Here is a 22,762-nt window from a genome sequence, read left to right as displayed (position 1 = left end):
GCGGTGCACACTCCGGTGGGTGCGTGGGGACGTTGGCGGCTGAACATACTGACCGGACGGTATGGGGTCAACGGTTGTGCGCGATGGTTGCCCGGAGCACCTGAGGCGGGACTCCGGGCGACCGTCGGTCAGAACACCACCAGTGCCCTGCCGCCCTTCCCCGCAAGCATGTTGTCGAACGCCGCCGGGATGCCGTCCAGCGCGACCCGTTCCGTCACCAGGGCGCCGAGGTCGAGGCGGCCCGCCCGGACGTGCTCGGCGAGCACGGGCAGGTCCTCGGCGGGGTTGGAGTTGCCGTAGACGCAGCCCGCGAGAGTGCGGCCCCAGTGGAAGATCTCCAGGGCGTTGAAAGTGACCTGCTGGTCCTTGCCGCCGATGCCGACGACGGTCGTACGGCCGCCGCGGCGGGTGGAGTCCCAGGCCGTACGGATGGTCGACGCGCGGCCCACGCACTCCACGGCGACGTCGACGCCCTGCTTGCCGGTCAGGCCCCTGATCTCGCGGGCGGTGGTGTCGGAGGCGATCACGTAGTCGGTGGCCCCGGCGGCGAACGCCAACTCCTCCTTCTCCGGGGAGACATCGACCGCGACGATCCGTGACGCGCCCGCGATCCGGGCCGCCTGGAGCGCGGCCAGGCCCACGCCTCCGGCGCCGTACACCGCGACCGTCTCGCCCTCCCGGACCCGCGCCGCGTGGTGGACGGCGCCGTAGCCGGTGAGGACCGCGCAGCCCAGCAGGGCCGCGTCGGTGAGCGGGATGCCGTCGGGGAGGGGCAGAAGGCAGGACGCGGAGACGACCGTCTCCTCGGCGAACGCGGCGACGTTCAGGCCGGGGTGGAGGTCGGTGCCGTCGGCGGTGCGGGCGTAGACGTCGGCGGCGCCGTTCAGGGCGTTGACGCACAGCCAGACCTCGCCGAGCGTGCAGGCGTGACAACTGCCGCAGGAGGGAGCCCAGTTGAGGACGACTCCGTCGCCGGGCGCCACCCCGGCCACCCCCTCCCCCACGGCGACCACCGTGCCCGCGCCCTCGTGGCCGAGGACGGCCGGGACGGGGACGCGCATGGTGCCGTTGGACAGGGACAGGTCGGAGTGGCAGACCCCGGCGGCGGCGAGACGCACCCGGACCTGGCCGGGGCCGGGGTCCGGAAGGTCGATGTCGGTGACCTCCAGGGGAGCGCCCACGGCGGGAAGGACGACGGCACGAACCACGGGAAGGCTCCTCAGAACTGGAGGGACTTGGTCTGGAGGTACTCGGCGAGACCGTGCGAGCCGAGCTCGCGGCCCACGCCGGACTGCTTGTAACCGCCGAACGGGGCGAGGGGGTTGAAGCGGCCGCCGTTGATGTCGACCTGCCCGGTGTCCATCCGGCGCGCGAAGGCCACCGCCTCCGCCTCCTCACCGGCCCAGACGGCGCCCGCGAGGCCGTAGACCGTGCCGTTGGCGATGCGCAGGGCGTCCTCCTCGTCCTCGTAGCGCAGGACGGACAGGACCGGCCCGAAGATCTCCTCCTGCGCGATCGTCATGTCGGGAGTGACGTCGGCGAAGACGGTCGGGGCGACGAAGTAGCCCTGCTCGCGCGGGGATTCAGGGCCTCCGGCGACCAGCCGGGCCCCCTCCGCCACACCCTTCTCGATGTAACCGCGCACCCGCGCCTGCTGCTTGGCGTTGACGACGGGCCCGATGCGCTCGCCGTACTTCGCGGCGGCCGCGGCGGCGAGCTCGACGGCCTCGTCGTACTGGTCCCGGTGCACCAGCATCCGGGTCCAGGCGCTGCACGTCTGGCCGGAGTTGGACATGACGTTGGCGACGCCGACGTTGACCGCCTTGGCGAGGTCGGCGCTCGGCAGGATGACGTTGGCGGACTTGCCGCCGAGCTCCAGGGCGACCTTCTTCAGCGCGGCACCGGCGCTCGCGCCGATCCGCCGGCCGACCGCGGTGGAGCCGGTGAAGGAGACCAGGTCGACGCCGGGGTGCTCGACCAGGGCCTGCCCCGCGACCGGGCCGAGTCCGGTGACCAGGTTGAAGACGCCGGCCGGGACGCCGGCCTCGTGGACCGCCTCGGCGAAGAGCTGGGCCACCAGCGGGGTGTCCTCGGCCGGCTTGAGGACGACCGTGCAACCCGCAGCGAGGGCCGGGGCGACCTTGGCGACGATCTGGTGGAGCGGGTAGTTCCAGGGCGTGATCGCGGCGACCACGCCGACCGGCTCCTGATGGACGGTGGAGTTGCCGACCTTCTCCTCGAAGGGGTAGGTCTCGGCGAGCTCGGCGTAGGAGGCGGCGACCGCGACGGGGACGGCGGCGTGGACGTTCTGCGAGAACTTCAGCGGCGAGCCGAGTTCGGCGGTGACCGTCTCGGCGATCTCGTCCTTGCGGGCGGCGAGGACGTCCCTGAGGGCGGCCAGGCGGGCGGCCCGCTCGGCCGGAGCGGTCGCGGCCCAGGCCGGGAGTGCGCTGCGGGCGGCCCGTACGGCGAGGTCGACGTCCTCGGCGGTGCCGGCCGGGACCCGTGCGATGACCTGCTCGTCGGCCGGGTTCACGACCTCGATCACGTCCGGGCCGGTGGCCGGGCGCCACTCGCCCTCGATGTACATGCCGTCGTGCGCATTCATGGTGCGTCCTCCCGGGCTGGGCCGTGCCGTGTTGTCGTCCGGCCTCATAAACTAGCGACGATAGTTTTTTCGCGCCAGAGCGGGACCGGACCCGCCACGGACATCAGAAGTCGACTCGGGCCCGCTCGTCCACCCGCGCCACGGCCTCCTGCCCGAACTCCTTCTCGTACGCCCGCCGGATCTCCTCGATCTTCCGGTCGCTCGCGGAGGCCCGGCTCAACGGGTAGCAAATGCACCGGCCTGCGCGGCGCATCATGAGCGGAGCCAGAGTCTGATCGAAGCAACGGTGACCGTCCGGTGGAAGACGTAGGCGCGCTTGTCGAACCTCGTGGCCACGGCCCGGAAGTCCTTGAGCCCGTTGATGGTCCGCTCGACTTCGTTCCTGCGCTTGTGGATTGGGGTGCCGTGCCCTTGGTTCACTCCATTGGGTCGACGGGGGGGTGGGGGCTGACCGGGGGCCGGGGGGCAGAGGGGTGGCGGACGCTTGAGCCGCACCCTCCCCGCGATCTCACCCGTGCTCCCACGGCTGACGCCCCCTCCGCCCTGCCGTCGCCCTCCTCACTCGTCCAGGTCCGGCAACCGGTCCGGGGACGGGCAGATGCGGTCGCCGTGCTGGTCGAAGACGAAGAGGTGGGAGATGTCGACGAGGAGGGGGACCTGCATGCCGCGGCGCAGGTCGATGTCCGGGGTGGTGCGGACGACGAGGTCGCCGGGGAGGCGGGCGTCGGAGGGGGCGGGTGCGGGGTCGGGGTCCGGCGGGTCCTCCAGGACCACTACGGGGCCCGCGCGCAGGGAGACCGCCCGTTCTCTCAGGCGGTCCAGGACCGTGCCGTCGCGGCGGCGGCGCCGGGGCGAGCGCGAGGCGGGGCGCGGGGCCTCCAGGTCGGCGACGAAGGCGGGGCGGGAACCGGTGTCGAAGTGGACCAGGACCTCGTGGCCCTGGAACTCCACGTGTTCCACCAGGCCGGTGATCGGCATCTCCCCGGGGCGGGCGGAGGTCCGTTTGGCGATGCGGATCGCCTCCGAGCGCAGGCCCACGATCACCTCGCGCCCCTGCTGCACGCGGAGCAACTGGTGGTCCAGGGAGAGGGGTTCGGGCAGCCGCAGGTACTGCTTGCCGAGGCTGATGGTCATCGCGCCGTCCAGCGGGGCCCGGACCACCCCGCGCAGCAGGTTGATGCGCGGAGTGCCGATGAAGGCGGCGACGAAGACGTTGCGGGGCAGCGCGTACACCGAGCGCGGGGAGTCGACCTGCTGGAGGACTCCGCCGCGCAGGACGGCCACCCGGTCGCCGAGCGACATGGCCTCGGCCTGGTCGTGGGTGACGTAGACCGTGGTGACGCCCAACTCCCGGGTGAGCCCGGCTATTTCGGCGCGCAGGTGGTTGCGGAGCTTGGCGTCGAGGTTGGACAGCGGCTCGTCCATGAGGAAGGCGGAGGGGTGGCGGGAGATGGCCCGGCCCATCGCCACCCGCTGGCGTTCGCCACCCGAGAGCTGGGCCGGGTAGCGGTCGAGGAGGTCCTCGATGCCCAGCATGCGGGCGGTGGCGTCCACGCGGGCCCGGGGGTCCTCGCCGGGGGCCTCGATACGCAGCGGGAAGCCGATGTTCCCCCGGCTGGTCATGTTCGGGTAGAGGGCGAAGTTCTGGAACACCATCGCCATCCGCCGCTCGGCGGGCAGCAGGTCATTGGCGTACTCGCCGTCGAGCCTGAGCTCGCCCTCGGTGATCTCCTCCAGCCCGGCGATCATCCTGAGCACGGTGGATTTCCCGCAGCCGGAAGGGCCGAGCAGGACGAGGAACTCGCCGGGAACGATGTCCAGCGAGAGCCGGTCCACCACCCGGACGCCCCGGGTGTAGGTCTTGCTGACGTGGTGCAGGGATATGGCGCGTGTCATGAGGGTGCCCCCGAGGGCTGGTTCAGGCGCTGGTGCTCCGCGGTGGAGAGGCCCCGTGCGGGTCGTACGGGGCTGTGAGTCACGGAAGTTAACGGAATGCATGCGCCCGGGGGAAGAGACTGGGCGGGATCGGACGCTTCCGTCCAGCCTGCGAGATAACGGACGCCCGGATTCAGCCCGCCGTCACACCTTCAGCTCACCGTCGCGTCCTTCGGTAGCCGGGGCTCGCGGGTCTGGGTGAGGTGGGCGAAGACGACGACGTTGCTGGTGTAGCCGGTCCGCCGGGTGAAGAGTCCGCCGCAGGTGATCACGCGCAACTCCGGGCGCCGGACCGGGCCGTAGACCTCCTTGTCGGGGAAGCCCGACTTGTCGAAGACCTTCACCCGGTCCACGGTGTAGACCGCGGTACGACCGTCCGCGCGTGCCGCCTCGATCACCTTGCCGGGCTTCACCTGGGCGAGCGCGGCGAAGACGGCGGGGCCGGTCATGGTGTCGCGGTGGCCGACGGCGATCGCCGCGCCGGACTCGCCGGGCGTGGCCCCGCCCCGGTACCAGCCCACGAGCTTCGGCTTGTCGACCGGCGGTGTCGACAACTCCCGGCCCTTGGTGAGTCCGAGGCCCATGACCGGGGCGTTGATGCCCAGGGACGGGATGCGGAACGTCGTCGGCCGCGACCGGGGCAGCGGGCGGGGCGGAGGCGTGCGGGTGGGTGCGGTGCGGGCGGCGGGGGCCGGCTCGTCGGGCGCCGCCGCGTCCGGGCCGGCGGCCGCCACGATGTCCGGACCGTCGGGCCCGTCCGGCGCTGTCGATTTGCCGTCACCCGTACAGCGGACCCCCACCGTCACCAGGACGACCGTGAGCAGGGCCGTCCTGGTGAGGCGGTAGGCGCGGGTCCGGTACCAGGGCCTGCGTCTGCGCCTACGCGGCGCCATTGGGCCGACGGCGGTTCAGCCGGAAGTACGCGACACCGCCGACCGCCACCAGGCCGACGGCTCCCGCGGCGGTCACCGGCGCGAAGGCGGCCGCGGTGTCGACGAGACCGCCGCCACCCGCGTGCACCCCGCCCTTCGGGCCGTTCGGGTCGCTCTTGCTCCAACCCCCGCCGTCGCGCTGGTCCTCGATCTGGTCGCCCGGCCGGCGCTCCGCGTCGCGCTTGCCGTCATGGCAGTTGACGCGGAAGACCTTCTCCTTGGGGGCGCCCGCCACGATCCAGGTGATCTTGTACTGTCCGTCCGCCACCCCCAGCGGGTCGGTGTGGCCGGCGCCCCCCGCGAGCTGGATGGTGCCCGCGACGGTGGCGGCGGTGGGCAGCGGAGGCTGGGGCGTGATGGTGTAGGCGATGGTGGTGAGGACGTCGAAGTTGACGGCATCCAGGTAGAACTTGCAGACCCGGGGATCGTCCTTGGAGACGCCGAAAGGCACGCCCACGTGGTGGATCCGGATGTCGCCGTTCTCGCCCGCTGCCGATGCGGTCGGCGCCGCCACCCACGATGCGCCGGCCGCCGCGAGGGCGGTGAGGACGACCGAGGCGCCCGTGCGGACGCGGAAGGTACGTGGGAGTTTCAGGGTGGGCATGCGCGCTCCTCCGATTCAGGCGATTTCCATACAAATCGCTCTTTCGGCAGCACTCTCCTTCATGCGCGCGACGGTCGGCCGCATCGGCGTCCGGCGCGCCGTCAGATATCGCTCGTGCGGCGCAATCCCGGGCGCTTCGCCCGCTTCCCCGCGGCCGGCCCGGCTCCTTGAGACCGCCCCGGCGACCGCAGCGCCACCCCGGCCGACAGCAGCAACAGCGTCCCGAGCATCACGAACGGCGCGGCCACCCCCGCCACTCCCGCGACCAGGCCCGCGGTGGCCGGTGCGGCGACCTGGCCGAGGCGGTTGCCGGTCAGCCGCAGGGCGAGGGCGGTGGAGCGGGCGCCGTCGGGGGCGGCCTGGACGACCGTGGTCATGGACAGCGGCTGTCCCACGCCGAGGCAGAAGCCGAGCAGCGCGAGCATGACGGCCAGTGCCCACACCGGGACCGGCAGCGCGATGCCCGCGCACAGCACGGCCGCCAGCAGACACGTGACGGTGAGGAGGAACGCGCGCCCCAGCAGCCGTAGCAGCGGGGTCAGCACCAGACGGCAGGCGATCGTGGCCGCCGCGCGCAGGCTCAGCAGCAGGCCGACCACCGAGGGGGCGATGCCCCGGTGCTCGCCGACCACCGGGAGGTACGCGGTGAGGATGTCCGTCGCGGACAGCACGGACAGGCTCACGAAGATGCCCCCGGGCACGCCCCGGGACCGCAGGATGCGTCCCACGGGAACCCGGCCCCCCGGTCCGGTACGGGACGTGGCCGCCGTGTCGCGGTCCTCGATGCGCCACATCGAGGTGAACGCGACCGCCGCTCCCGCGCCCGCGACGAGCAGCGCGAGCGCGCTGGTGCCCGCCCTGTCCGCACCGCCGATCAGCGCACCCGCCGCGACCGGGCCGACCAGCTGGCCGAGGGAGACACCGATGGTGAAGTGACCGAAGTTGCGGTCCTGTTCGTGCGGGGCGGACTGGCGGGCGACGAGCGACTGGCCGCCGATGACGAAGCACAGGTGGCCGAGGCCCATCACCCCGCTCCAGACCGCCATGGTCCACAGAGAGCCCGCGAGGCCGCTGAGCGCGCAGCCGCCGGATATCAGCACCACGCCGACCGGCAGCAGCGGCGCGCACCGCCCGTGGTCCGTACGGCGGCCGAGCGGTACGGCGGCGAAGAGCGGCAGCAGCGCGTACACACCGGCGATGACACCGATCGCCCGCTCGTCCGCGCCCAGCGCGAGAGCCCGGTAGGAGACGGCGGGCCGGGCCATCGACACCGCCCCCTGCGCGAAGCTGAAGGCGATGACGAGGCGGAGCAGCCAGCCGCGGTTCCCACCGGGCGCCATGTGCGAGTCCTCCGTGGACGTGAAGGAAGCGGATCAGATGATTCCGAAGAGGATTCCTGCCCCGAGGATCAACAGGCATGTGAGCGCGGCCCACTTGACCACGAACTTGGTGTGGTCGCCGAACTCCACCTTGGCCATGCCGACCAGGACGTAGACGGCCGGGACGAGCGGGCTCGACATGTGCAGCGGCTGTCCGACGAGCGAGGCGCGGGCCATCTCCAGCGGGGTCACGCCGTGCGCCGCGCCGGCCTCGGCGAGGACCGGGAGGACACCGAAGTAGAAGCCGTCGTTGGACATGAAGTAGGTGAGCGGAAGGCTCAGGACGCCGGTGACGAGGGCCATGTGCGGGCCCATGCCCTCGGGGATGACGTCCACCATCCAGCGGGCCATGTGGTCGACCATGCCGGTGCCCTGGAGGACGCCGGTGAAGACGGCGGCGGCGAAGACCATGCCCGAGACGTTGAGGACGTTGTCGGCGTGGGCGGCCAGGCGGGCCTTCTGGTCGGGGATGTGCGGGAAGTTCACGGTGAGCGCGAGCGCGGCGCCGATCAGGAACAGCACCGGGATCGGCAGCCACTCCATGATCATGGAGGTGAGCAGGGTGGCGGTGAGCAGCGCGTTGAACCAGTAGAGCTTGGGGCGCAGGGTGGGGCGGTTCGGGTCGAGGACCTGGAAGCGCTCCGCGTCGCCGGCCTCGTCGTCCCCGGCGTCGGTGCCCGAGCCTGACCCGCCGGTGGCCGCGGCGGCCTTGCCCGTGCCGGAGGCACCGGAGCCGGCGCCGACCAGGACGGTCTCGGTCTCCTCGACCTTCTCGTCCACCAGGATCTCGTTCAGCGTGAGCACACCGAGCCGCTTGCGCTCGCGCATGCCGAGGACGTACGAGAGGACGAAGACGCCCAGCAGGCCGACGGCCAGGGCCGGGATCATCGGGACGAAGATGTCGCTTGCGTCGAGCTTCAGCGCGGTGGCCGCGCGGGCCGTCGGGCCGCCCCAGGGCAGGGTGTTCATCACGCCGTTGGCCATGGCGGCGACACCGGTCATCACAACCAGGCTCATCTTCAGCCGCTTGTACAGCGGGTACATCGCCGAAACGGTGATCATGAAGGTGGTCGATCCGTCGCCGTCAAGGGAGACGATCGCGGCGAGGATCGCCGTACCGACGACGATCCGCATCGGGTCGGCCTTCGCGAACTTCAGGATCCCGCGCACGACCGGGTCGAAGAGGCCGACGTCGATCATCACACCGAAGTAGACGATCGCGAACATGAGCATCGCCGCGGTGGGGGCGAGGCTGGTGACGCCGTCGATGACGTAGTCACCGAGCTTGGCGCCCTTCCCGACGAAGACGCAGAACAGGGCCGGGATCAGTACGAGCGCCGCGATCGGCGACATCTTCTTCATCATGATCAGGACCAGGAAGGTCGCGATCATGGCGAAGCCGAGGATGGTCAACATGAGTGGATACCTAACGTTCGCCCTTGAACTCCCACCGGAGTCGGCAGTGCGATGACGTTAGGACCCGTCAAGTGGCGTTAACAAGACGTTGACATGCGAGCAATAAGCGCAAAACTGCTGGTCACAGCTTTGGGCTGCTCACAGCGTCGCTACGGCGGCCAGTTCGACGGGTATGCCGTTGAGGACCGCGTTGCCCGAGAGCGGGTCGAGCAGGCTGCCGTCGAGAAGCTGGTTGACGTTGACGCCGGGGTCCTTGGCGGCATGGCCGAGCCGGGTCCCGGGCCGGTCGTGACCCCAGCCGTGCGGCAGGCTGACCACGCCGGGGCGCACGACGTCGGTGACCTCGGCCTCGGTGACCACCTCTCCCCCGGCACCCTTGATCCGTACCGCGCCGCCGTCCTTCAGGCCGAGCCGTTCGGCGTCCTCGGGGTGGATGTGCAGGGTGCAGCGGTTGGTGCCGCCGGTGAGGGCGGGGACGTTGTGCATCCAGCTGTTGTTGGAGCGCAGATGCCTGCGGCCGACGAGGACGAGCCCGTCGGCCTTGTGGCGCAGGGCCTCACGCAGCCGGGGCAGGTCGTCCGCGATCGGCCGCGGCAGCAGCTCGACCTTGCCGCTCCGGGTCTTCAGCGGCTGCGGCAGCCGGGACTCCAGCGGTCCGAGGTCGATCCCGTGCGGGTGCGCGAGCAGCTTGGTGAGGCTCAGCCCGTCCGGGCGTACGCCGAAGCCGTCGCCGTAGGGGCCGAGGCGCAGCATCATGTCGAGCCGCCGCTCGGGGCCGGTGTCGCCGGCGAGTGCGGCGCTGAGCTCACTCGGCTCGCGGCCGTGCACGGGCGAGTGGGCGTCCTTGACGGCCTTGCCGAGGGTCTGGCCGATGACCAGGTCGTCCACCGCGGACGGGTCGGCGCCGTGCATGCCGGTCGCGGCGAGGATCAGCCGGGCGAAGATCTCCGTCTCCGTCATCCGGCCGGGCTCCAGCGGGACGGCGGGGCGGGTGTAGCGGACCTGGTTGCGCACGGCGAGGGTGTTGAAGGCGAAGTCGTGGTGCGGGCTCTGGGAGGGCGGGGGCGGCGGCAGGACGACGTGGGCGTGGCGCGAGGTCTCGTTCAGGTACGGATCGACGCTGACCATGAAGTCGAGCGAGCCGAGGGCCTTGTCGAGCCGGTTGCCGTCGGGGGCGGACAGCACGGGGTTGGCGGCGACGACCACGAGTGCCCGGATCGGCTCGCCCTCCTCGGTCGCGGTGTCGATCTCCTCGGCGAGCGCGGAGAGCGGCAACTCCCCCTTGGCCTCGGGGTGTCGGCTCACCCGGGAGTGCCAGCGCCCGAGGGCGAACCCGTGGCTGGGTCCCGCGGGCCGGGGGGTCCGGTCGGTGGCCGCCTGCGGGAAGAGCGCGCCGCCGGGCCGGTCGAGGTTGCCGGTGAGGATGTTGAGCACGTCGACGAGCCAGCTGGCGAGGGTGCCGTGCGGGACGGTGCAGCTGCCGATGCGGCCGTACACGGCGGCCGTCGGGGCCGCGGCGAGTTCCCGGGCGAGGGCGCGGATCTCGGAGGCTTCGACGTCACAGGTGCCGGCGACGGCCTCGGGGGTGAAGTCCCCGACGGCTGCCCGGAGTTCGTCGGCCCCTTCGAGATACGGGGTCAACTCCCCGGTGTCCACGAGCCCTTCCTCGAAGAGCACGTACGCCATCGCCGCGAGCAGCAGGGCGTCGGTGCCGGGCCGGACGGCGATGTGCCGGTCGGCGAGCTTCGCGGTGCGGGTGCGGCGGGGGTCGATGACGGTGAGGGTGCCGCCGCGGGCCTTGAGCGCCTTGAGCTTGCCGGGGAAGTCGGGGGCGGTGCACAGACTCCCGTTGGACTCCAGGGGGTTGGCGCCGATGAGGAGCAGGTGGTCGGTGTGGTCGAGGTCGGGTACGGGGATGGCGTTGGCGTCGCCGAACAGCAGGCCGCTGGAGACGTGCTTGGGCATCTGGTCGACCGTCGAGGCGGTGAAGATGCTGCGGGTGCCGAGTCCGGCGAGCAGGACCGTCGGGTAGAGGGCGCCGGCCATGGTGTGGACGTTGGGGTTGCCGAGGACGACCCCGACGGATTTCGCCCCGTGCCCGTCGACGACCGCCCGGAGGCCGGCGGCGACCGCGTCGAAGGCCTCCTCCCAGGTGGCCTCGCGCAGCTCACCGTCCCGTCGCACGAGAGGGGTGCGCAGCCGGTCGGGGTCCCCGTCGACGGCCCCGAAGGAGGCCCCCTTCGGGCAGATGAACCCCTTGCTGAACACGTCGTCGCGGTCCCCGCGGGCGCCGGTGATCCGGGTCCCCTCGACGGTGAGCGTCAGACCACAGGTGGCCTCGCACAGGGGGCAGATACGCAGAGCGGTGCGGGACACGGGTCCTCCCGGGGCAGCGGTGCCTGACCCGGTGAGCATACCGACCGGTATGCACGTGTGGGGAGGCCTTCACCGGCGAATTCCGCGGGAGCGTCAGTCCAGGACCCGCGCCAGATAGGCCCGCAACATCTCCCGGGCCTCCTGGATGATCCGCTCGTCCCCCTCGGGCGCCATCCGGAAGGCCAGGTGGACCAGGGTGTCGGCGGTCTCCACGGCGATGAGGAAGGTGCGGCGCAGGTCGTCGTCCGGTTCGCGGGAGAGGTAGCCGGAGAGGAGCTCGGTGAGGCGGTCGGCCACGCGGTGGTTGGGTTCGGCGTGCCGGGCGCCCACGGGGATCTGGTTGCCGAAGTCGACGAGGGAGAAGCCGGGGGCGGTGCGCTTCATGGCGAGGTACTCGTCGAGGACGACGTCCATCGCCGTACGCCAGCCCCCTTCCTCACCCGACTCCTTGAGACGTTCGGTGACGCCGACCGTGAAACGCTCCAGGTTGCGCTGGGCGAGGGCGTCGACCATCTGCCGCTTGTTGCCGAAGAAGCGGTAGACCGAGCCGATGGGCACACCGGCGCGCAGCGCGACGGCGCGGGTGCTCAGGGCGTCGTAGCCGACCTCGTCGAGCAGGTCGGCGCAGGCATCGAGGATTCTGGTCAGCCGTTCGGCACTGCGCCGCTGCACGGGGGCGCGGCGAAGCGAGGTCGCTTGGGGCACGGGCTTCATGATGCCTTTCCGCCGCGGTCCGATGAACCCTGCCACCTGGTACGGGGCGGGAGGCCTGCGGCACTCACCGGGCACCGTCGGTGCTTGCCGCGGGCCGCGTCTCCGAGGCCGGACCAGTGCTGGTGCCGGCCCGCGGCGCCGGAGCGCCATCATCGCCGGGGCCCGGGACGGGCTGTGCTTCCCAGGCCGTGCCGTCGGCCTGCAGGAGGGCGACGCCCCCGCCCGCGCTCGTCGCGGGCCGGGATTCCGCGGCAGAGCCGCCGACACCGGTGCCGGCCTGCGGGGTCGGGTCAGTGCCGTCGGCACTCGTCAGGAGCAGCGCTCCCGAGGTGGTGCCACCGGTGCCCGTGCCGCCCGGCACGGTCGGGACGCCGCCACCTGCACGCGGACCGGCCCGCCCGACCGCGACGCCACCGTCGGCGGCGGCCACCGGCTGCGATCCCGGGACATCGCCGCCCCCGCTCGCACGCACAGCGGGCCGGGCCTCCGAAGCACCCCCGCTCGAACCCCTGCCCGTGACGAACCGCGCCCCCGAACCACCGCCCACGCTCCCCCTGGCCCCCGACTCCGAAGCACCGCTCCCCGTCGGCTGGGGTTCCGACGCCGTCACGTCCGCCGTGCTCTCGACCGGGGCGCCGTCGACGGCCCAGACGGTGCCGTCGTCGGCGTAGAGGCGGGCGGTGACCGTGTGGGTGCCCTGCGGGACGTACGCGGCCGCCAGGTGGTAGGACGGGGCGCGCAGGGTGGTGACGGGGCGGTCGTCCACGAAGAGGACGGCGACACCGCGGCCGGAGACCGCCTTCGCCTTCGTCGCGGCGGGCGAGAAGGTGAAGTTCTCGACGGTCAGCCGCACGGACCAGCTGTCGTCGGTGTCCGGCTGCACCACTATGCCGACGTCGGGGGCGTTGTCCTTGTCCACCTCGCGGTAGTGGCGACCCTCGTGATCGGTGTCGCCGAGGACCTTGCCCACCGGTGACACCGACTGCCCGTCCTTGTTCTTCTGTGCCCCATCGGCGCCACAGCTCACGGATCCGGTCACCAGGAGGACACAGACCGCGAGCAGGGCACGGAGTCCCCGCGTCCACGACATGCCGGGGAGCGTAGAACACAGGTCCGACAACGCGAATCCCCCTGGGGTCTGGTTCTCGTCCTCCTCCCTGAGGAGGTCACGAAGGGGACATCGGTTCCACGGAACGTGCTCTTGCGCCGACGACACCGCAATCCTACGGTGTTCCATAGGAATCGGACCGCAAGGGAGCGATCATGAACGGGGACGCAGCGCTCGCGCGCGGCGACGCACGCAAGACCGCCGAGGGCCTGGCCCACCTCTCCGGATTCGGCAACGAACACGCGTCGGAGGCCGTCCCGGGCGCCCTCCCCGTGGGCCGCAACGCCCCGCAGCGCGCCCCCCTCGGCCTGTACGCGGAACAGCTCAGCGGTACGGCGTTCACCGAGCCCCGTGCCCACAACCGCCGCTCCTGGCTGTACCGCATCCGCCCCTCCGCCGCGCACCCGGCGTTCACGCACACCCACAACGGCCACCTCCGCACGGCCCCGTTCACCGAATCGGTCCCGGACCCGAACCGGCTGCGCTGGAACCCGCTGCCGGAGCCCGTCGAGGGCACCGACTTCCTCGCCGGCCTGTGGACCCTCGGCGGCAACGGCGACGTCACCCAGCGCACCGGCATGGCCGTGCACCTCTACCACGCCACCGACTCCATGGACCGCGTCTTCAGCGACGCCGACGGCGAGCTGCTGATCGTCCCGGAGCGCGGCGGGCTGCTGCTGCGCACGGAGTTCGGGCTGCTGCATGTGGAGCCGGGCCAGGTGGCGCTGATCCCTCGCGGGGTGCGTTTCCGTGTGGAGCTGCTCGACACTGCGTCGAATCGCGGGCAGAGCCCGACCGCCCGAGGTTATGTGTGCGAGAACTATGGGGCCCCCTTCCAGCTTCCCGATCTCGGCCCGATCGGCGCCAACGGTCTCGCCAACGCCCGTGACTTCCTCGCCCCCGTCGCCGCCTACGAGGACGTCGAGGGGCCGGTGGAGGTGGTCAACAAGTTCTGCGGCAACCTCTGGACGGCGACCTACGACCACTCCCCGCTCGACGTGGTCGCCTGGCACGGCAACCATGTGCCGTACGTCTACGACCTGCGCCGCTTCAACGTCATCGGCTCCATCTCGTACGACCACCCCGACCCGTCGATCTTCACCGTGCTGACGTCTCCCTCGGACACCCCCGGCCTGGCCGGAGTCGACTTCGTGGTCTTCGCGCCGCGCTGGCTGGTCGGCGAGGACACCTTCCGGCCGCCGTACTTCCACCGGAACGTGATGAGCGAGTACATGGGCCTGATCGAGGGCGCCTACGACGCCAAGGCGGAGGGCTTCGTGCCGGGCGGCGGCTCGCTGCACAACATGATGTCGGCGCACGGACCCGACCGGGAGACGTTCGACCGGGCGAGCGCGGCCGAGCTGAAGCCGCAGAAGGTCGACGACGGGCTCGCGTTCATGTTCGAGACGCGCTGGCCGGTGACGCTCACCGCGCAGGCGGCCCGGGCGGACCACCTCCAGCCGCGCTACGACGACGTGTGGCGGGGCCTGGAACGTCACTTCCGCCCGTTGCACTGACCGATCCGCGGAAGGTACGGATAGCCCGTGACCTCCTTCGCCCCGGACTCGATCGTCCTGAACCGCAAGCTGCCGCTCTGGTACCAGGTGTCGCAGTCCCTGCGCGCCTCGATACTCGGCCGCTCCCTCCAGGACCCGCTCCGCCTGCCCACCGAGGAACAACTGGCCGGGCACTACGGCGTGAGCGTGCTGACCATGCGGCAGGCGCTGAAGGAGCTGGAGGACGAGGGGCTGATCACCCGTCACCGGCGCCGGGGCACCTTCATCGAGCCCGACGCGCGAAGGGGCGCCCCGGTCCGGCTGCTCGGCTCCGTGGACGCCATCGTGGCCCAGCAGTCCGGCATGACGACCGAACTGCTGGAGCACGGCAAGTCGCCCGTGCCGCCCGAACTCGCCGAGTACTTCCCGGACCTGGACGAGGTGGCGTCGTACCACCGGCTGCGCAGCGACGAGAAGACGGGCGAGCCGACCAACCACGCCCGCAACTACGTCCGCCCCGAACTGGCCGCCCGCATCGACCCCTCGGACCTGGCGCGCCGGCCGATGACGAAGGTGCTCCGGGACGTCGTCGGGGTGGACATCGGCCGCATCACGGACACCGTGGAGGCGCGGCTCGCGGACCCGGAGACCGCCAGACTGCTCCAAGTCCCGCTGCTCAGCCCGATCCTGCACTACACGGGGGTCACCTACGACACGGGCGGCCGGGTGCTCGACGCGGCGGTGATCCACTACCGGGGCGACCGGTTCTCCTTCTCGGTGACTCTGGACGCCACGTGAACCCACCGGCCCCGGCCGCCTGTCGGCGAGAGGTCGTACGATGCCCAGCGTGACGCACGACGACGCTCCGCCGCTGGCGGACCTCATGCCGTGGTCCGTCGCACCGCCGCGGCTTGGCCGAGGATGGCCGACGGGCCCAGACGCGGCATCCCTGAAAGCCCGCTGGGACGCCTTGCTGAAGGCCGAGGGGCCCGACCGGGAGGCCCTGTTCGGGCCCACCCGCTCCCGCACCCTGCGCTCGGCGGTCGGACAGCTGCCGGGGCGGACGGGCGGCACCGAGAAGCTCGCGCGCGCCTCCGGCCCGTGCCCGGAGCCGGTCCGGGTCCTGTCCGGGCCCTTCGACGAACAGTGGCTGATCCCGGACCAGCGGCTGATCGACGCGGCCCGGGCCGAGCTGTGGCGGGTGGCGGACGACGAGCAGGTGTTCGTGGTGGAGACCCCCACGGACGGCCGGGGCCCCCAGCTCCTGGCGACCTCGGTGCTCCCCCTGCTCCGCCCGGGCCGCATCCGCCCGCTGTACCGCCGCCCGGGCGGCACCGAACCGAACCTGGCCCCGGGCCTCCTGGAGCACCTGCGCACCCGCCTCGGCATCCCGGTGACGCCTCTGGACGTCCTCGCCTGGATCGTGACGGCGGTCCGCCCGGGCCTCACCGTCCCGCTCACCGACGACCCCGGACTGTGGTCCCGCGGCGTCGAGTCGGGCCGCCGCACGCTGTGGCTGATGCGCCGCGACGGCGACCGCCCGAAGCTGCCCGGAGGCCGCCGCCCTTACGTCCGCGCGCCGCTGCCGTCCCGCCCCCTGATCCTGGACTACGACCGCGACGAGGAGGCCCTGCTGCTCGACGAGGGCCGCGTCTCCCCCGTGCCGCCCGAGGCCTGGGACTTCGAGGCGGGCGGCGTGCGGGTGCTGGAGCAGTGGTTCGCGGCTCGCATGACGGAACCGGAGCCGGGCACCCTGTCCGCGATCCGCCCGGCGACCTGGCCGCAGGCGTGGACGTCGGAGCTGCTCGAACTGATCACGGTGCTGGCCCTGCTGGCGGATCTCCGGCCGCCCCAGGACGAGTTGACCTCACAGGTCACGGCGGCCGACCTGCGCGAGGCGGGCGTGCTGCCGGTCCCGGACGCGGCAAGAAGGCCCGCGTCGGTCCTGGACGGGCACGAGGAGGGGCCGGAGGGTCAGCTCGCCCTGCTCTAGGTTCTGGGCGCGAAGCCGTCCAGAACCCGCTCCAGCATCCGCTCGAACACCGCGTCCAGATCGATCGGCCCCGCGTCCTCCATGAACGACGCCGCCAGCCGCGGATACTCCCCCGACGCCACCTGGCTCCCCAGGTACGCGATCCGCACCGCGTTCTCCTGCTCCTGCGACCACGGCAGCGACCGCACCCGCTCGGCGGTGGAGAGCTCGTTGGAGACGTACGTCGTCACACACCCGTTGAGCATCGCGACCAGCTCGATCTTCGTGCCGGAGGGCGCGTCAAGCGGGTCGAGGCAGGCGAGGCAGTGCTCCAGGTAGCGCAGGGCGTTGGGGCTGAAGCCGTACACCCCTGACATCAGCCGCACCATCCAGGGGTGCCGGTGCATGAGGGCCTTGGTCTGGCGCGCGTTGCGCAGCATGTCGGCCCGCCAGTCACCGGTCGGCTCGAACAGTTCGTGCTCCCCGCTGACCGCGTCCACCATCAGCTCGTACAGGTCCTCCTTACGGGGGACGTAGTTGTACAGGGACATCGTCCCGCAGCCCAGTTCGGCCGCGACATGGCGCATCGACACCGCGTCCAGCCCGCCGGCGTCGGCCAGCCGCACCGCCGCCGCCGCGATGTCCGCCCTGGTGAACGCGGGCTTCGGCCCACGCCCCGTCCGCTCGGGACGGGCCCAGATCACTTCGGGTACGGCCGCTCGGCCCGCCATCGATCATCACCTCGGCCACCATCCTAGTTACGTACAGCGTACGTAGTGCGCTATGGTCCTGCCATGACTTCTACGTACGCTGTACTTAGTGAAGGTCTGGAAAAGCGCTTCGGGGAGGTCCGTGCCGTGCGCGGCCTGGATCTCGCCGTGACCCCGGGCACGGTCTGCGGCATCCTCGGCCCCAACGGCGCGGGCAAGACCACGGCCGTACGGCTGCTGACCACGCTGCTGCGACCGGACGCCGGCTCCGCGCGGGTCGCGGGGCACGATCTCGTCCGGGAGCCGGAGGCGGTGCGCCGCGCCATCGCCGTCACCGGGCAGCACGCGTCGGCCGACGGGGACCTCACCGGGCGCCAGAACCTGCGGCTGTTCGCCCGGCTGCACCGGGTGCGGGGCCCGGCCGAGCGGGCCGCCGAGCTGCTCGACCGCTTCGGACTGACCGAGGCCGCCGACCGGGCCGCGTCCACCTACTCGGGAGGGATGCGCCGCCGTCTCGATCTCGCGGCGAGCCTGATCCGGCGCCCCGAGGTCCTGTTCCTCGACGAGCCGACGACCGGGCTCGACCCGGCCAGCCGCAACCTCATCTGGGAGGCCGTGCGCGAGCTGACGGCGGACGGCACGACCGTGCTGCTGACCACGCAGTACCTGGAGGAGGCCGACCGGCTCGCCCACGACATAGCCCTGGTGGACAAGGGGCGGGTCGCGCACACGGGTTCGCCGGCCCAGCTCAAGGCGCTGATCGGGGCGCACGTCGAGATCGTCGTCGCGGACCCGGACCTCCTGGTGAAGGCCGCCGGGGTCCTCGATCAACTCACCGGCGGGCAGCCGTCGTTCGACCACGACCGGAACTCGGTCGGCGCCGTCACCCGGGACTCCACGCTCACCCTGCCCCGGCTGGTGCGCGAACTGGACGCGGCGGGCGTGCCGTTGCTCGACGCGAGCATCCGGCCGCCGACCCTCGACGACGTCTTCCTGCGACTCACCAAGGAGCTTGCGACATGAGCATATTGGCCTACGACGGCACCGCGATGCTGGGCCGTCAGCTGCGGCGGGTCCGGAACAACCCGGGGCTGCTGATCCTGACCCAGACCATGCCGATCACCATGCTGCTGTTCTTCGGCTACGTCTTCGGCAGCGCGCTGGCGATGCCGGGCGAGGAGTACCGGTCGTTCCTGGTGCCGGGCCTGCTGGTGGCGACGGCGGCGAACGGGATCATGACCGGGATGTTCCAGGCGGCCCAGGACGTCCACCGGGGCGTGACCGACCGGCTGCGCACCCTGCCGATCAGCCGGGCGGCCGTGCCGCTGGGCCAGTCGGTCGCGGACGTGGTGGTCACCGCGGCGGGTCTGGTGCCGTTCCTGCTGGTGGGACTCGCGGTGGGCTGGCGCGTCGAGGGGTCCGCGCTCCGAGCGGCGGGCGCGCTCGCGCTGCTGCTGTTGTTCCGGTTCGCGACCACCTGGATCGGCATCTTCCTCGGCCTGCTCACCGGTAGCGAGGAGGCCGCGGGCCAGCTGGGCGGGGCGACCTTCGTCCTGCCGCTGCTGTCCAACGCGTACATCCCGGCCGAGGGGCTGCCCGGGTGGCTGCGCGCTCTCGCCGAGTGGAACCCGATCAGCGCGGTGACCACGGCCCTGCGGGACCTGTTCGGCAACGCCCCGGTGCCGGAGGGGGCCGCCTGGCCGGTCGCACATCCGATCGCCGGGTCACTGATCTGGTGTGCGCTGCTGATCGCGGTCTTCGCACCGCTTGCCGTACGGCGGTATGCACGCGGGGAGGACTGAACACCGGTTGCCGGGAGGGGAGTTCGGGCCCACCGGGGCCCGGGCCGACCTCGCAGGCGTGCATGCCGAAGGTGTGGTGCGTACGGGGAGGCCGAGCCGCGGGACGTGTCCCACGCTCGGCCGACTCACCTGGATCGTGCTGCATGCCGTGGGGATGACGGACAGGATCGCAGCACGAAACCGGGCGGCCAGGGCTCAGCGCCCGCCGAACAGCGAACGGCGCAGTCGGCGCAGCGGCGCGAACAGCGAGACGCGGCGTACCCGCGCACCCCTGTCACTGCGCTCCTGCTTGCTGGTGTCACGCGCGGTCAGCTCAAGCATCAGCGACGTCGCCTCGGCCGTCTCCCGCTGCGGGACGGCAGGTCCCGACAGCACCGAGAGATGGCGGTCGAGGCGCGAACTGGTCGCGCTGCTCCCGCAGGTGATCGCAGGGACCCTCGCCCTGCGCACTGCTATCTGTTCCATGTCACTCCCCACCCGTACGAGTCCACCCGGCCCGGGCAGGTTAACCCTATCGCCCCTTGGGGGCACTCGTGTATCGGCGTCACAGGATTCACCTTCCCCGCAAGGGCGTTGACGACCCCTCCATGATTACTCTCCGAATCCGACCGATTTCAGGGCGAGTTGGACAACCGGCTGGGTAGTGGGCTGCGGTGACCCCCCGTCGGGTTCGACCGTCACAGCGAGTGATGTGGCGGACGTGTCGAGTCCGCTCGCGACCAAGGGCGTGTCGGCGGCGAAGAGCCCGAGGGAGCGCGGTTGCTCGTTGGGGCGCATGAGCCAGAGTTGGCGCACCCGGCCGCTCGGAGGCGCGCTGTACCCGCTCAGGGTGACGACCGCGCGCCCCTCGGATGCGGAAGCGATCACTCCGATCGTCCGGCCCTGTGCGTCCTGACCCCGGGTCGCCCGCGCGTCCGCGGCCTGGAGAACGTGGGCGATCTCACTGGCCTGGGCCTTCTGCGCGTCCAGTTCGTCCTGGGTCCGGTTGGCCTGGACGGCGAACAGCGAGGCGACGACGAGAGCCGCGGCCGCGGTGGCCGTCGCGAAGGGCACGAACAGGGGACGCCGCTGACGCTGTCTGGGCGGCGGCTGGACCCCCCAGACATGCGCCGGCAACTGCGACTTGCGGGCCCGCACCGGCTCCGGCCGCGCTCGGGCCGGCTCCGGCCGTACCGCGGGCTCCTGCGGGATGGTGCGGACGGCGGCCAGCACCCGGTCGCGCATCGCGAACGGCGGTGGAGCAGCGGCCGACCACGCGAGCCGTACCGCGTCCTCGGACAGGGCACGCACTTCCGCCGCACAACTGTCGCAGTCCTTGAGGTGCCGCTCGAAGCGGGCCCGTTCTGCGGGCTCCAGCGCGTCGAGGGCGTACGGGGCCGCGAGGGAGTGGAGGTCTTCCCGGCGGAAGAGGCTCATGCCGCACCTCCCAGGCACTCCCGCAAGCGGGTCAGTCCGTCACGCATCCGCGTCTTCACCGTGCCCAGCGGCAGCGAGAGCCGCTCGGCCACTTCACGGTACGTGTAGCCGTCGTAGTAGGCGAGGGTGACGGACTGCCGCTGAAGCTCGGTCAGGCGCTCCAGGCACCGGCGCACCCACTCGCGTTCGAGGCCCGCCTCGACCTCCTCGGTCACCTGGTCGAAGGCGGGGTGGTGGGCCCGGCATGCCTCGCGCTGCTCGCGTTCACCGGCCGCGCGGGCGCTGCGCACCCGGTCGACGGCACGGCGGTGCGCGAGGGTGAGGATCCAGGACAGCGCGCTGCCCCGGCGGGGGTCGAACCGCGCGGCGGACCGCCAGGTCTCCAGCAGCACCTCCTGCGACACCTCCTCCGACTGCGCCGGATCACGCACCACACGCCGTACCAGCCCGAACACCGGCCCGGCCACGAGCCCGTAGAGCTCCTCGAATGCCATCTGGTCCCCGCCCGCCACGAGCAACAGAAGCTCGTCCGCTTCCAACTCGCCGCCCCCTCCCGCAAAGCCGCACCTGGGCCGTCCCGTCCCACGAGGTATTCGCAACGAACACACCTCCGGATGGGGTTACGGATCAGAAGGCCGAAAACGCGGGTCGAGCAGCAGAAAAGAAGTTTTGAGATTCGACCAATCCGGCCCGCCCACCACTCCGAATCACCGGCGTCAGGCAAGTTGGACTGAGGACGGACGGCATGACACCTATCTCCAGGAGTGGCTCGGGACGCAGGAGTCTCGCGACCCTCGTATGTGGTGCGCTGGCCGCCGGAGGGCTCGCAGCCGCCGGTGTGGCCACGCTGGAACCTGGGGCGGCCTCCGCCTCCAGTCACCGGGAGGCCCCGCTGATCTCGGGCGACCCCCAGCACGACAACACGGACCTCTACGCGTTCGTCAGCCCCGACAAGCCCGACTCGACGACGATCGTCGCCAACTGGATCCCGTTCGAGGAGCCCGGGGGCGGGCCGAACTTCTACCAGTTCGCCGAGGACGCGCAGTACGACCTCCACATCGACAACAACGGTGACGGACAGGGCGACCTGCTCTACCGCTTCACGTTCAAGACGCACGTCAAGAACAAGAAGTCGTTCCTGTACAACACCGGCGTGGTCGAGAGCCTCGACGACCCCGATCTCAACGTCACTCAGACGTACGACATCGAGCTCTTCCGGCTGAAGTACGGGAAGGTCCAGTACAAGACGAAGGTCGCCGACGACATCCCGGTGGCGCCGTCGAACGTCGGCAAGGCGTCCATGCCGAACTACGAGAAGCTGCGCGACCAGGCGGTCTACAAGCTTCCCGGCGACGCGACGGCCTTCGCCGGCCAGGCCGACGACCCGTTCTTCGCGGACCTGCGCGTCTTCGACCTGCTGTACGGCGGGAACCTCACCGAGGTCGGCAACGACACGCTCAAGGGCTACAACGTCAACTCGATCGCCCTCCAGGTCCCGACGGAGATGATCGCCGAGTCCTCGCACCAGCCGGTCGTGGGCATCTGGTCGACGACCCAGCGCCGGAACGCGCAGGGCTACTACTCCCAGGTCTCGCGCCTCGGCAACCCGCTCGTCAACGAGGTCGTCAACCCGCTGAAGGACAAGGACAAGTTCAACGCGTCCTCGCCGGAGTACGACGGTCAGTTCCTGAAGAACGTGACCAACCCCGAACTGCCGAAGCTCATCGAGGCGATCTACAAGATCCCCGCCCCGAAGGAGCCCCGCAACGACCTCGTGGACGTGTTCCTCAAGGGTGTGAAGGGGCTGAACCAGCCGCCCCACGTCCGCCCCGCGGAGGAGCTGCGCCTCAACACGTCCATCAAGCCCACCGATTCTCCGAAGCGGCTCGGTGTGCTTGATGGCGACAACGCCGGATTCCCGAACGGCCGTCGGCTCACCGACGACGTGATCGACGCCTCGCTCCAGGTCGTCGAGGGCGAGCTGGTCGGGTCCAAGAACGACCTCGGTGACGCCGTCGACAAGAACGACAAGGACTTCGAGAAGTCCTTCCCGTACGTGGCGCTGCCGACGGAGGGTTCGCGCGGTCCGCTCGCCAAGGGCACGTCCGGTGGGAACGACGTCCGCAACCAGCTCGGGGACGCGCTCTCCCCGGCGGGGAACTCCGGCTCGGACAACATGTCCCTGATCGCGGGGTCCGCGGGTGCGGGGGCTGCGGGTATCGCGCTCATCGGTTTGGCGCTGATGTGGTGGCGGCGGATGCGGCGGCGCGCCTACTAGGCCCGCCGAGGCCCCC

The 22,762-nt window shown here is 71.5% G+C and carries 21 protein-coding genes and 1 pseudogene; 6 read left to right on the top strand and 16 right to left on the bottom strand.

All coding sequences use genetic code 11. The features are described 5' to 3' along the window. Nucleotides 1-128: 128 nt before the first annotated feature. The 12 genes and pseudogenes from RKD20_RS35040 to RKD20_RS34985 all read right to left on the bottom strand — a co-directional run bounded on the left by RKD20_RS35040 (nucleotide 129) and on the right by RKD20_RS34985 (nucleotide 13,054). Complete coding sequence (locus RKD20_RS35040; RefSeq protein ID WP_424881210.1) at nucleotides 129-1,208, bottom strand: Zn-dependent alcohol dehydrogenase; 1,080 nt, start codon at nucleotides 1,206-1,208, stop codon at nucleotides 129-131. Nucleotides 1,209-1,219: 11 nt separating this feature from the next. Continuing rightward, on the bottom strand, nucleotides 1,220-2,608 hold the full coding sequence (locus RKD20_RS35035) for an aldehyde dehydrogenase family protein (RefSeq protein WP_424881209.1): 1,389 nt from the start codon (nucleotides 2,606-2,608) through the stop codon (nucleotides 1,220-1,222). Between the two features lie 103 nt (nucleotides 2,609-2,711). After that, nucleotides 2,712-2,864, bottom strand: a complete 153-nt coding sequence (locus RKD20_RS35030) for a DUF3574 domain-containing protein (protein WP_424881208.1) — start codon at nucleotides 2,862-2,864, stop codon at nucleotides 2,712-2,714. Then, nucleotides 2,861-2,998 (bottom strand): annotated as a pseudogene (locus RKD20_RS35025) (IS5/IS1182 family transposase); the annotation flags it as partial. The gene RKD20_RS35030 and the pseudogene RKD20_RS35025, both read right to left, overlap by 4 nt. A 168-nt stretch (nucleotides 2,999-3,166) precedes the next feature. Then, a complete protein-coding gene (locus RKD20_RS35020) occupies nucleotides 3,167-4,504 on the bottom strand; it encodes an ABC transporter ATP-binding protein (RefSeq protein WP_424881207.1) in 1,338 nt (445 codons plus the stop codon). Between the two features lie 191 nt (nucleotides 4,505-4,695). Then, nucleotides 4,696-5,436, bottom strand: coding sequence for a class F sortase (locus RKD20_RS35015; protein WP_424881206.1), 741 nt, complete (start codon nucleotides 5,434-5,436; stop codon nucleotides 4,696-4,698). Then, nucleotides 5,423-6,079 (bottom strand): hypothetical protein, encoded by a 657-nt coding sequence (locus tag RKD20_RS35010; RefSeq protein WP_020117795.1) that lies wholly within the window; start codon nucleotides 6,077-6,079, stop codon nucleotides 5,423-5,425. The genes RKD20_RS35015 and RKD20_RS35010 overlap by 14 nt, the downstream gene beginning before the upstream one ends. 101 nt (nucleotides 6,080-6,180) lie before the next feature. Further along, nucleotides 6,181-7,419 (bottom strand): MFS transporter, encoded by a 1,239-nt coding sequence (locus RKD20_RS35005; RefSeq protein WP_424881205.1) that lies wholly within the window; start codon nucleotides 7,417-7,419, stop codon nucleotides 6,181-6,183. A gap of 33 nt (nucleotides 7,420-7,452) precedes the next feature. Continuing rightward, on the bottom strand, nucleotides 7,453-8,874 hold the full coding sequence (locus tag RKD20_RS35000) for a CitMHS family transporter (RefSeq protein WP_424881204.1): 1,422 nt from the start codon (nucleotides 8,872-8,874) through the stop codon (nucleotides 7,453-7,455). A 138-nt stretch (nucleotides 8,875-9,012) separates the two neighbouring features. Then, nucleotides 9,013-11,250 (bottom strand): molybdopterin oxidoreductase family protein, encoded by a 2,238-nt coding sequence (locus RKD20_RS34995; protein WP_424881203.1) that lies wholly within the window; start codon nucleotides 11,248-11,250, stop codon nucleotides 9,013-9,015. A gap of 93 nt (nucleotides 11,251-11,343) precedes the next feature. Next, nucleotides 11,344-11,964, bottom strand: a complete 621-nt coding sequence (locus RKD20_RS34990; RefSeq protein ID WP_424881202.1) for a TetR family transcriptional regulator — start codon at nucleotides 11,962-11,964, stop codon at nucleotides 11,344-11,346. A gap of 64 nt (nucleotides 11,965-12,028) precedes the next feature. After that, nucleotides 12,029-13,054, bottom strand: a complete 1,026-nt coding sequence (locus RKD20_RS34985; protein ID WP_424881201.1) for a hypothetical protein — start codon at nucleotides 13,052-13,054, stop codon at nucleotides 12,029-12,031. 173 nt (nucleotides 13,055-13,227) lie between these two features. Between RKD20_RS34985 and hmgA the strand changes: the two genes are divergently transcribed. The 3 genes from hmgA to RKD20_RS34970 are packed head-to-tail and all read left to right on the top strand — an operon-like array spanning nucleotide 13,228 to nucleotide 16,561. After that, nucleotides 13,228-14,589 (top strand): homogentisate 1,2-dioxygenase, encoded by a 1,362-nt coding sequence (gene hmgA, locus RKD20_RS34980; RefSeq protein WP_424881200.1) that lies wholly within the window; start codon nucleotides 13,228-13,230, stop codon nucleotides 14,587-14,589. Between the two features lie 27 nt (nucleotides 14,590-14,616). Then, nucleotides 14,617-15,366: a GntR family transcriptional regulator gene (locus tag RKD20_RS34975; RefSeq protein WP_020117802.1), complete on the top strand. Its 750-nt coding sequence runs from the start codon at nucleotides 14,617-14,619 to the stop codon at nucleotides 15,364-15,366. Between the two features lie 40 nt (nucleotides 15,367-15,406). Continuing rightward, nucleotides 15,407-16,561, top strand: coding sequence for a type ISP restriction/modification enzyme (locus tag RKD20_RS34970; protein WP_424881199.1), 1,155 nt, complete (start codon nucleotides 15,407-15,409; stop codon nucleotides 16,559-16,561). On the opposite strand, the gene RKD20_RS34965 is transcribed toward RKD20_RS34970, so the two are convergent. Further along, a complete protein-coding gene (locus RKD20_RS34965) occupies nucleotides 16,558-17,271 on the bottom strand; it encodes a TetR/AcrR family transcriptional regulator (protein WP_424881198.1) in 714 nt (237 codons plus the stop codon). The genes RKD20_RS34970 and RKD20_RS34965 overlap by 4 nt on opposite strands. A gap of 63 nt (nucleotides 17,272-17,334) precedes the next feature. On the opposite strand from RKD20_RS34965, the gene RKD20_RS34960 reads away from it, so the two are divergent. Then, a complete protein-coding gene (locus RKD20_RS34960) occupies nucleotides 17,335-18,273 on the top strand; it encodes an ATP-binding cassette domain-containing protein (RefSeq protein WP_424881197.1) in 939 nt (312 codons plus the stop codon). Further along, nucleotides 18,270-19,052, top strand: coding sequence for an ABC transporter permease (locus RKD20_RS34955; RefSeq protein WP_424881196.1), 783 nt, complete (start codon nucleotides 18,270-18,272; stop codon nucleotides 19,050-19,052). The genes RKD20_RS34960 and RKD20_RS34955 overlap by 4 nt, the downstream gene beginning before the upstream one ends. A gap of 195 nt (nucleotides 19,053-19,247) precedes the next feature. On the opposite strand, the gene RKD20_RS34950 is transcribed toward RKD20_RS34955, so the two are convergent. The 3 genes from RKD20_RS34950 to RKD20_RS34940 form a co-directional block, all read right to left on the bottom strand. Next, the gene (locus RKD20_RS34950) at nucleotides 19,248-19,517 is read right to left on the bottom strand and encodes a hypothetical protein (protein WP_424881195.1); all 270 of its coding nucleotides are present in this window, start codon (nucleotides 19,515-19,517) and stop codon (nucleotides 19,248-19,250) included. A 126-nt stretch (nucleotides 19,518-19,643) separates the two neighbouring features. After that, nucleotides 19,644-20,468 carry an anti-sigma factor gene (locus RKD20_RS34945; protein ID WP_424881194.1) on the bottom strand — a complete coding sequence of 275 codons (825 nt, stop codon included), beginning with the start codon at nucleotides 20,466-20,468 and terminating at the stop codon, nucleotides 19,644-19,646. Further along, nucleotides 20,465-21,007: a sigma-70 family RNA polymerase sigma factor gene (locus tag RKD20_RS34940; protein ID WP_424881193.1), complete on the bottom strand. Its 543-nt coding sequence runs from the start codon at nucleotides 21,005-21,007 to the stop codon at nucleotides 20,465-20,467. The genes RKD20_RS34945 and RKD20_RS34940 overlap by 4 nt, the downstream gene beginning before the upstream one ends. A gap of 206 nt (nucleotides 21,008-21,213) precedes the next feature. Between RKD20_RS34940 and RKD20_RS34935 the strand changes: the two genes are divergently transcribed. Next, on the top strand, nucleotides 21,214-22,746 hold the full coding sequence (locus RKD20_RS34935) for a DUF4331 domain-containing protein (protein ID WP_424881192.1): 1,533 nt from the start codon (nucleotides 21,214-21,216) through the stop codon (nucleotides 22,744-22,746). Nucleotides 22,747-22,762: the final 16 nt, after the last annotated feature.

The organism is Streptomyces sp. SLBN-8D4, assembly GCF_049739545.1.
GTDB classification, from domain to species: Bacteria; Actinomycetota; Actinomycetes; order Streptomycetales; family Streptomycetaceae; genus Streptomyces; species Streptomyces canus_C.
Note: the sequence above shows the minus strand (reverse complement) of the source record. Positions and strands in the feature narration are given on the sequence as shown.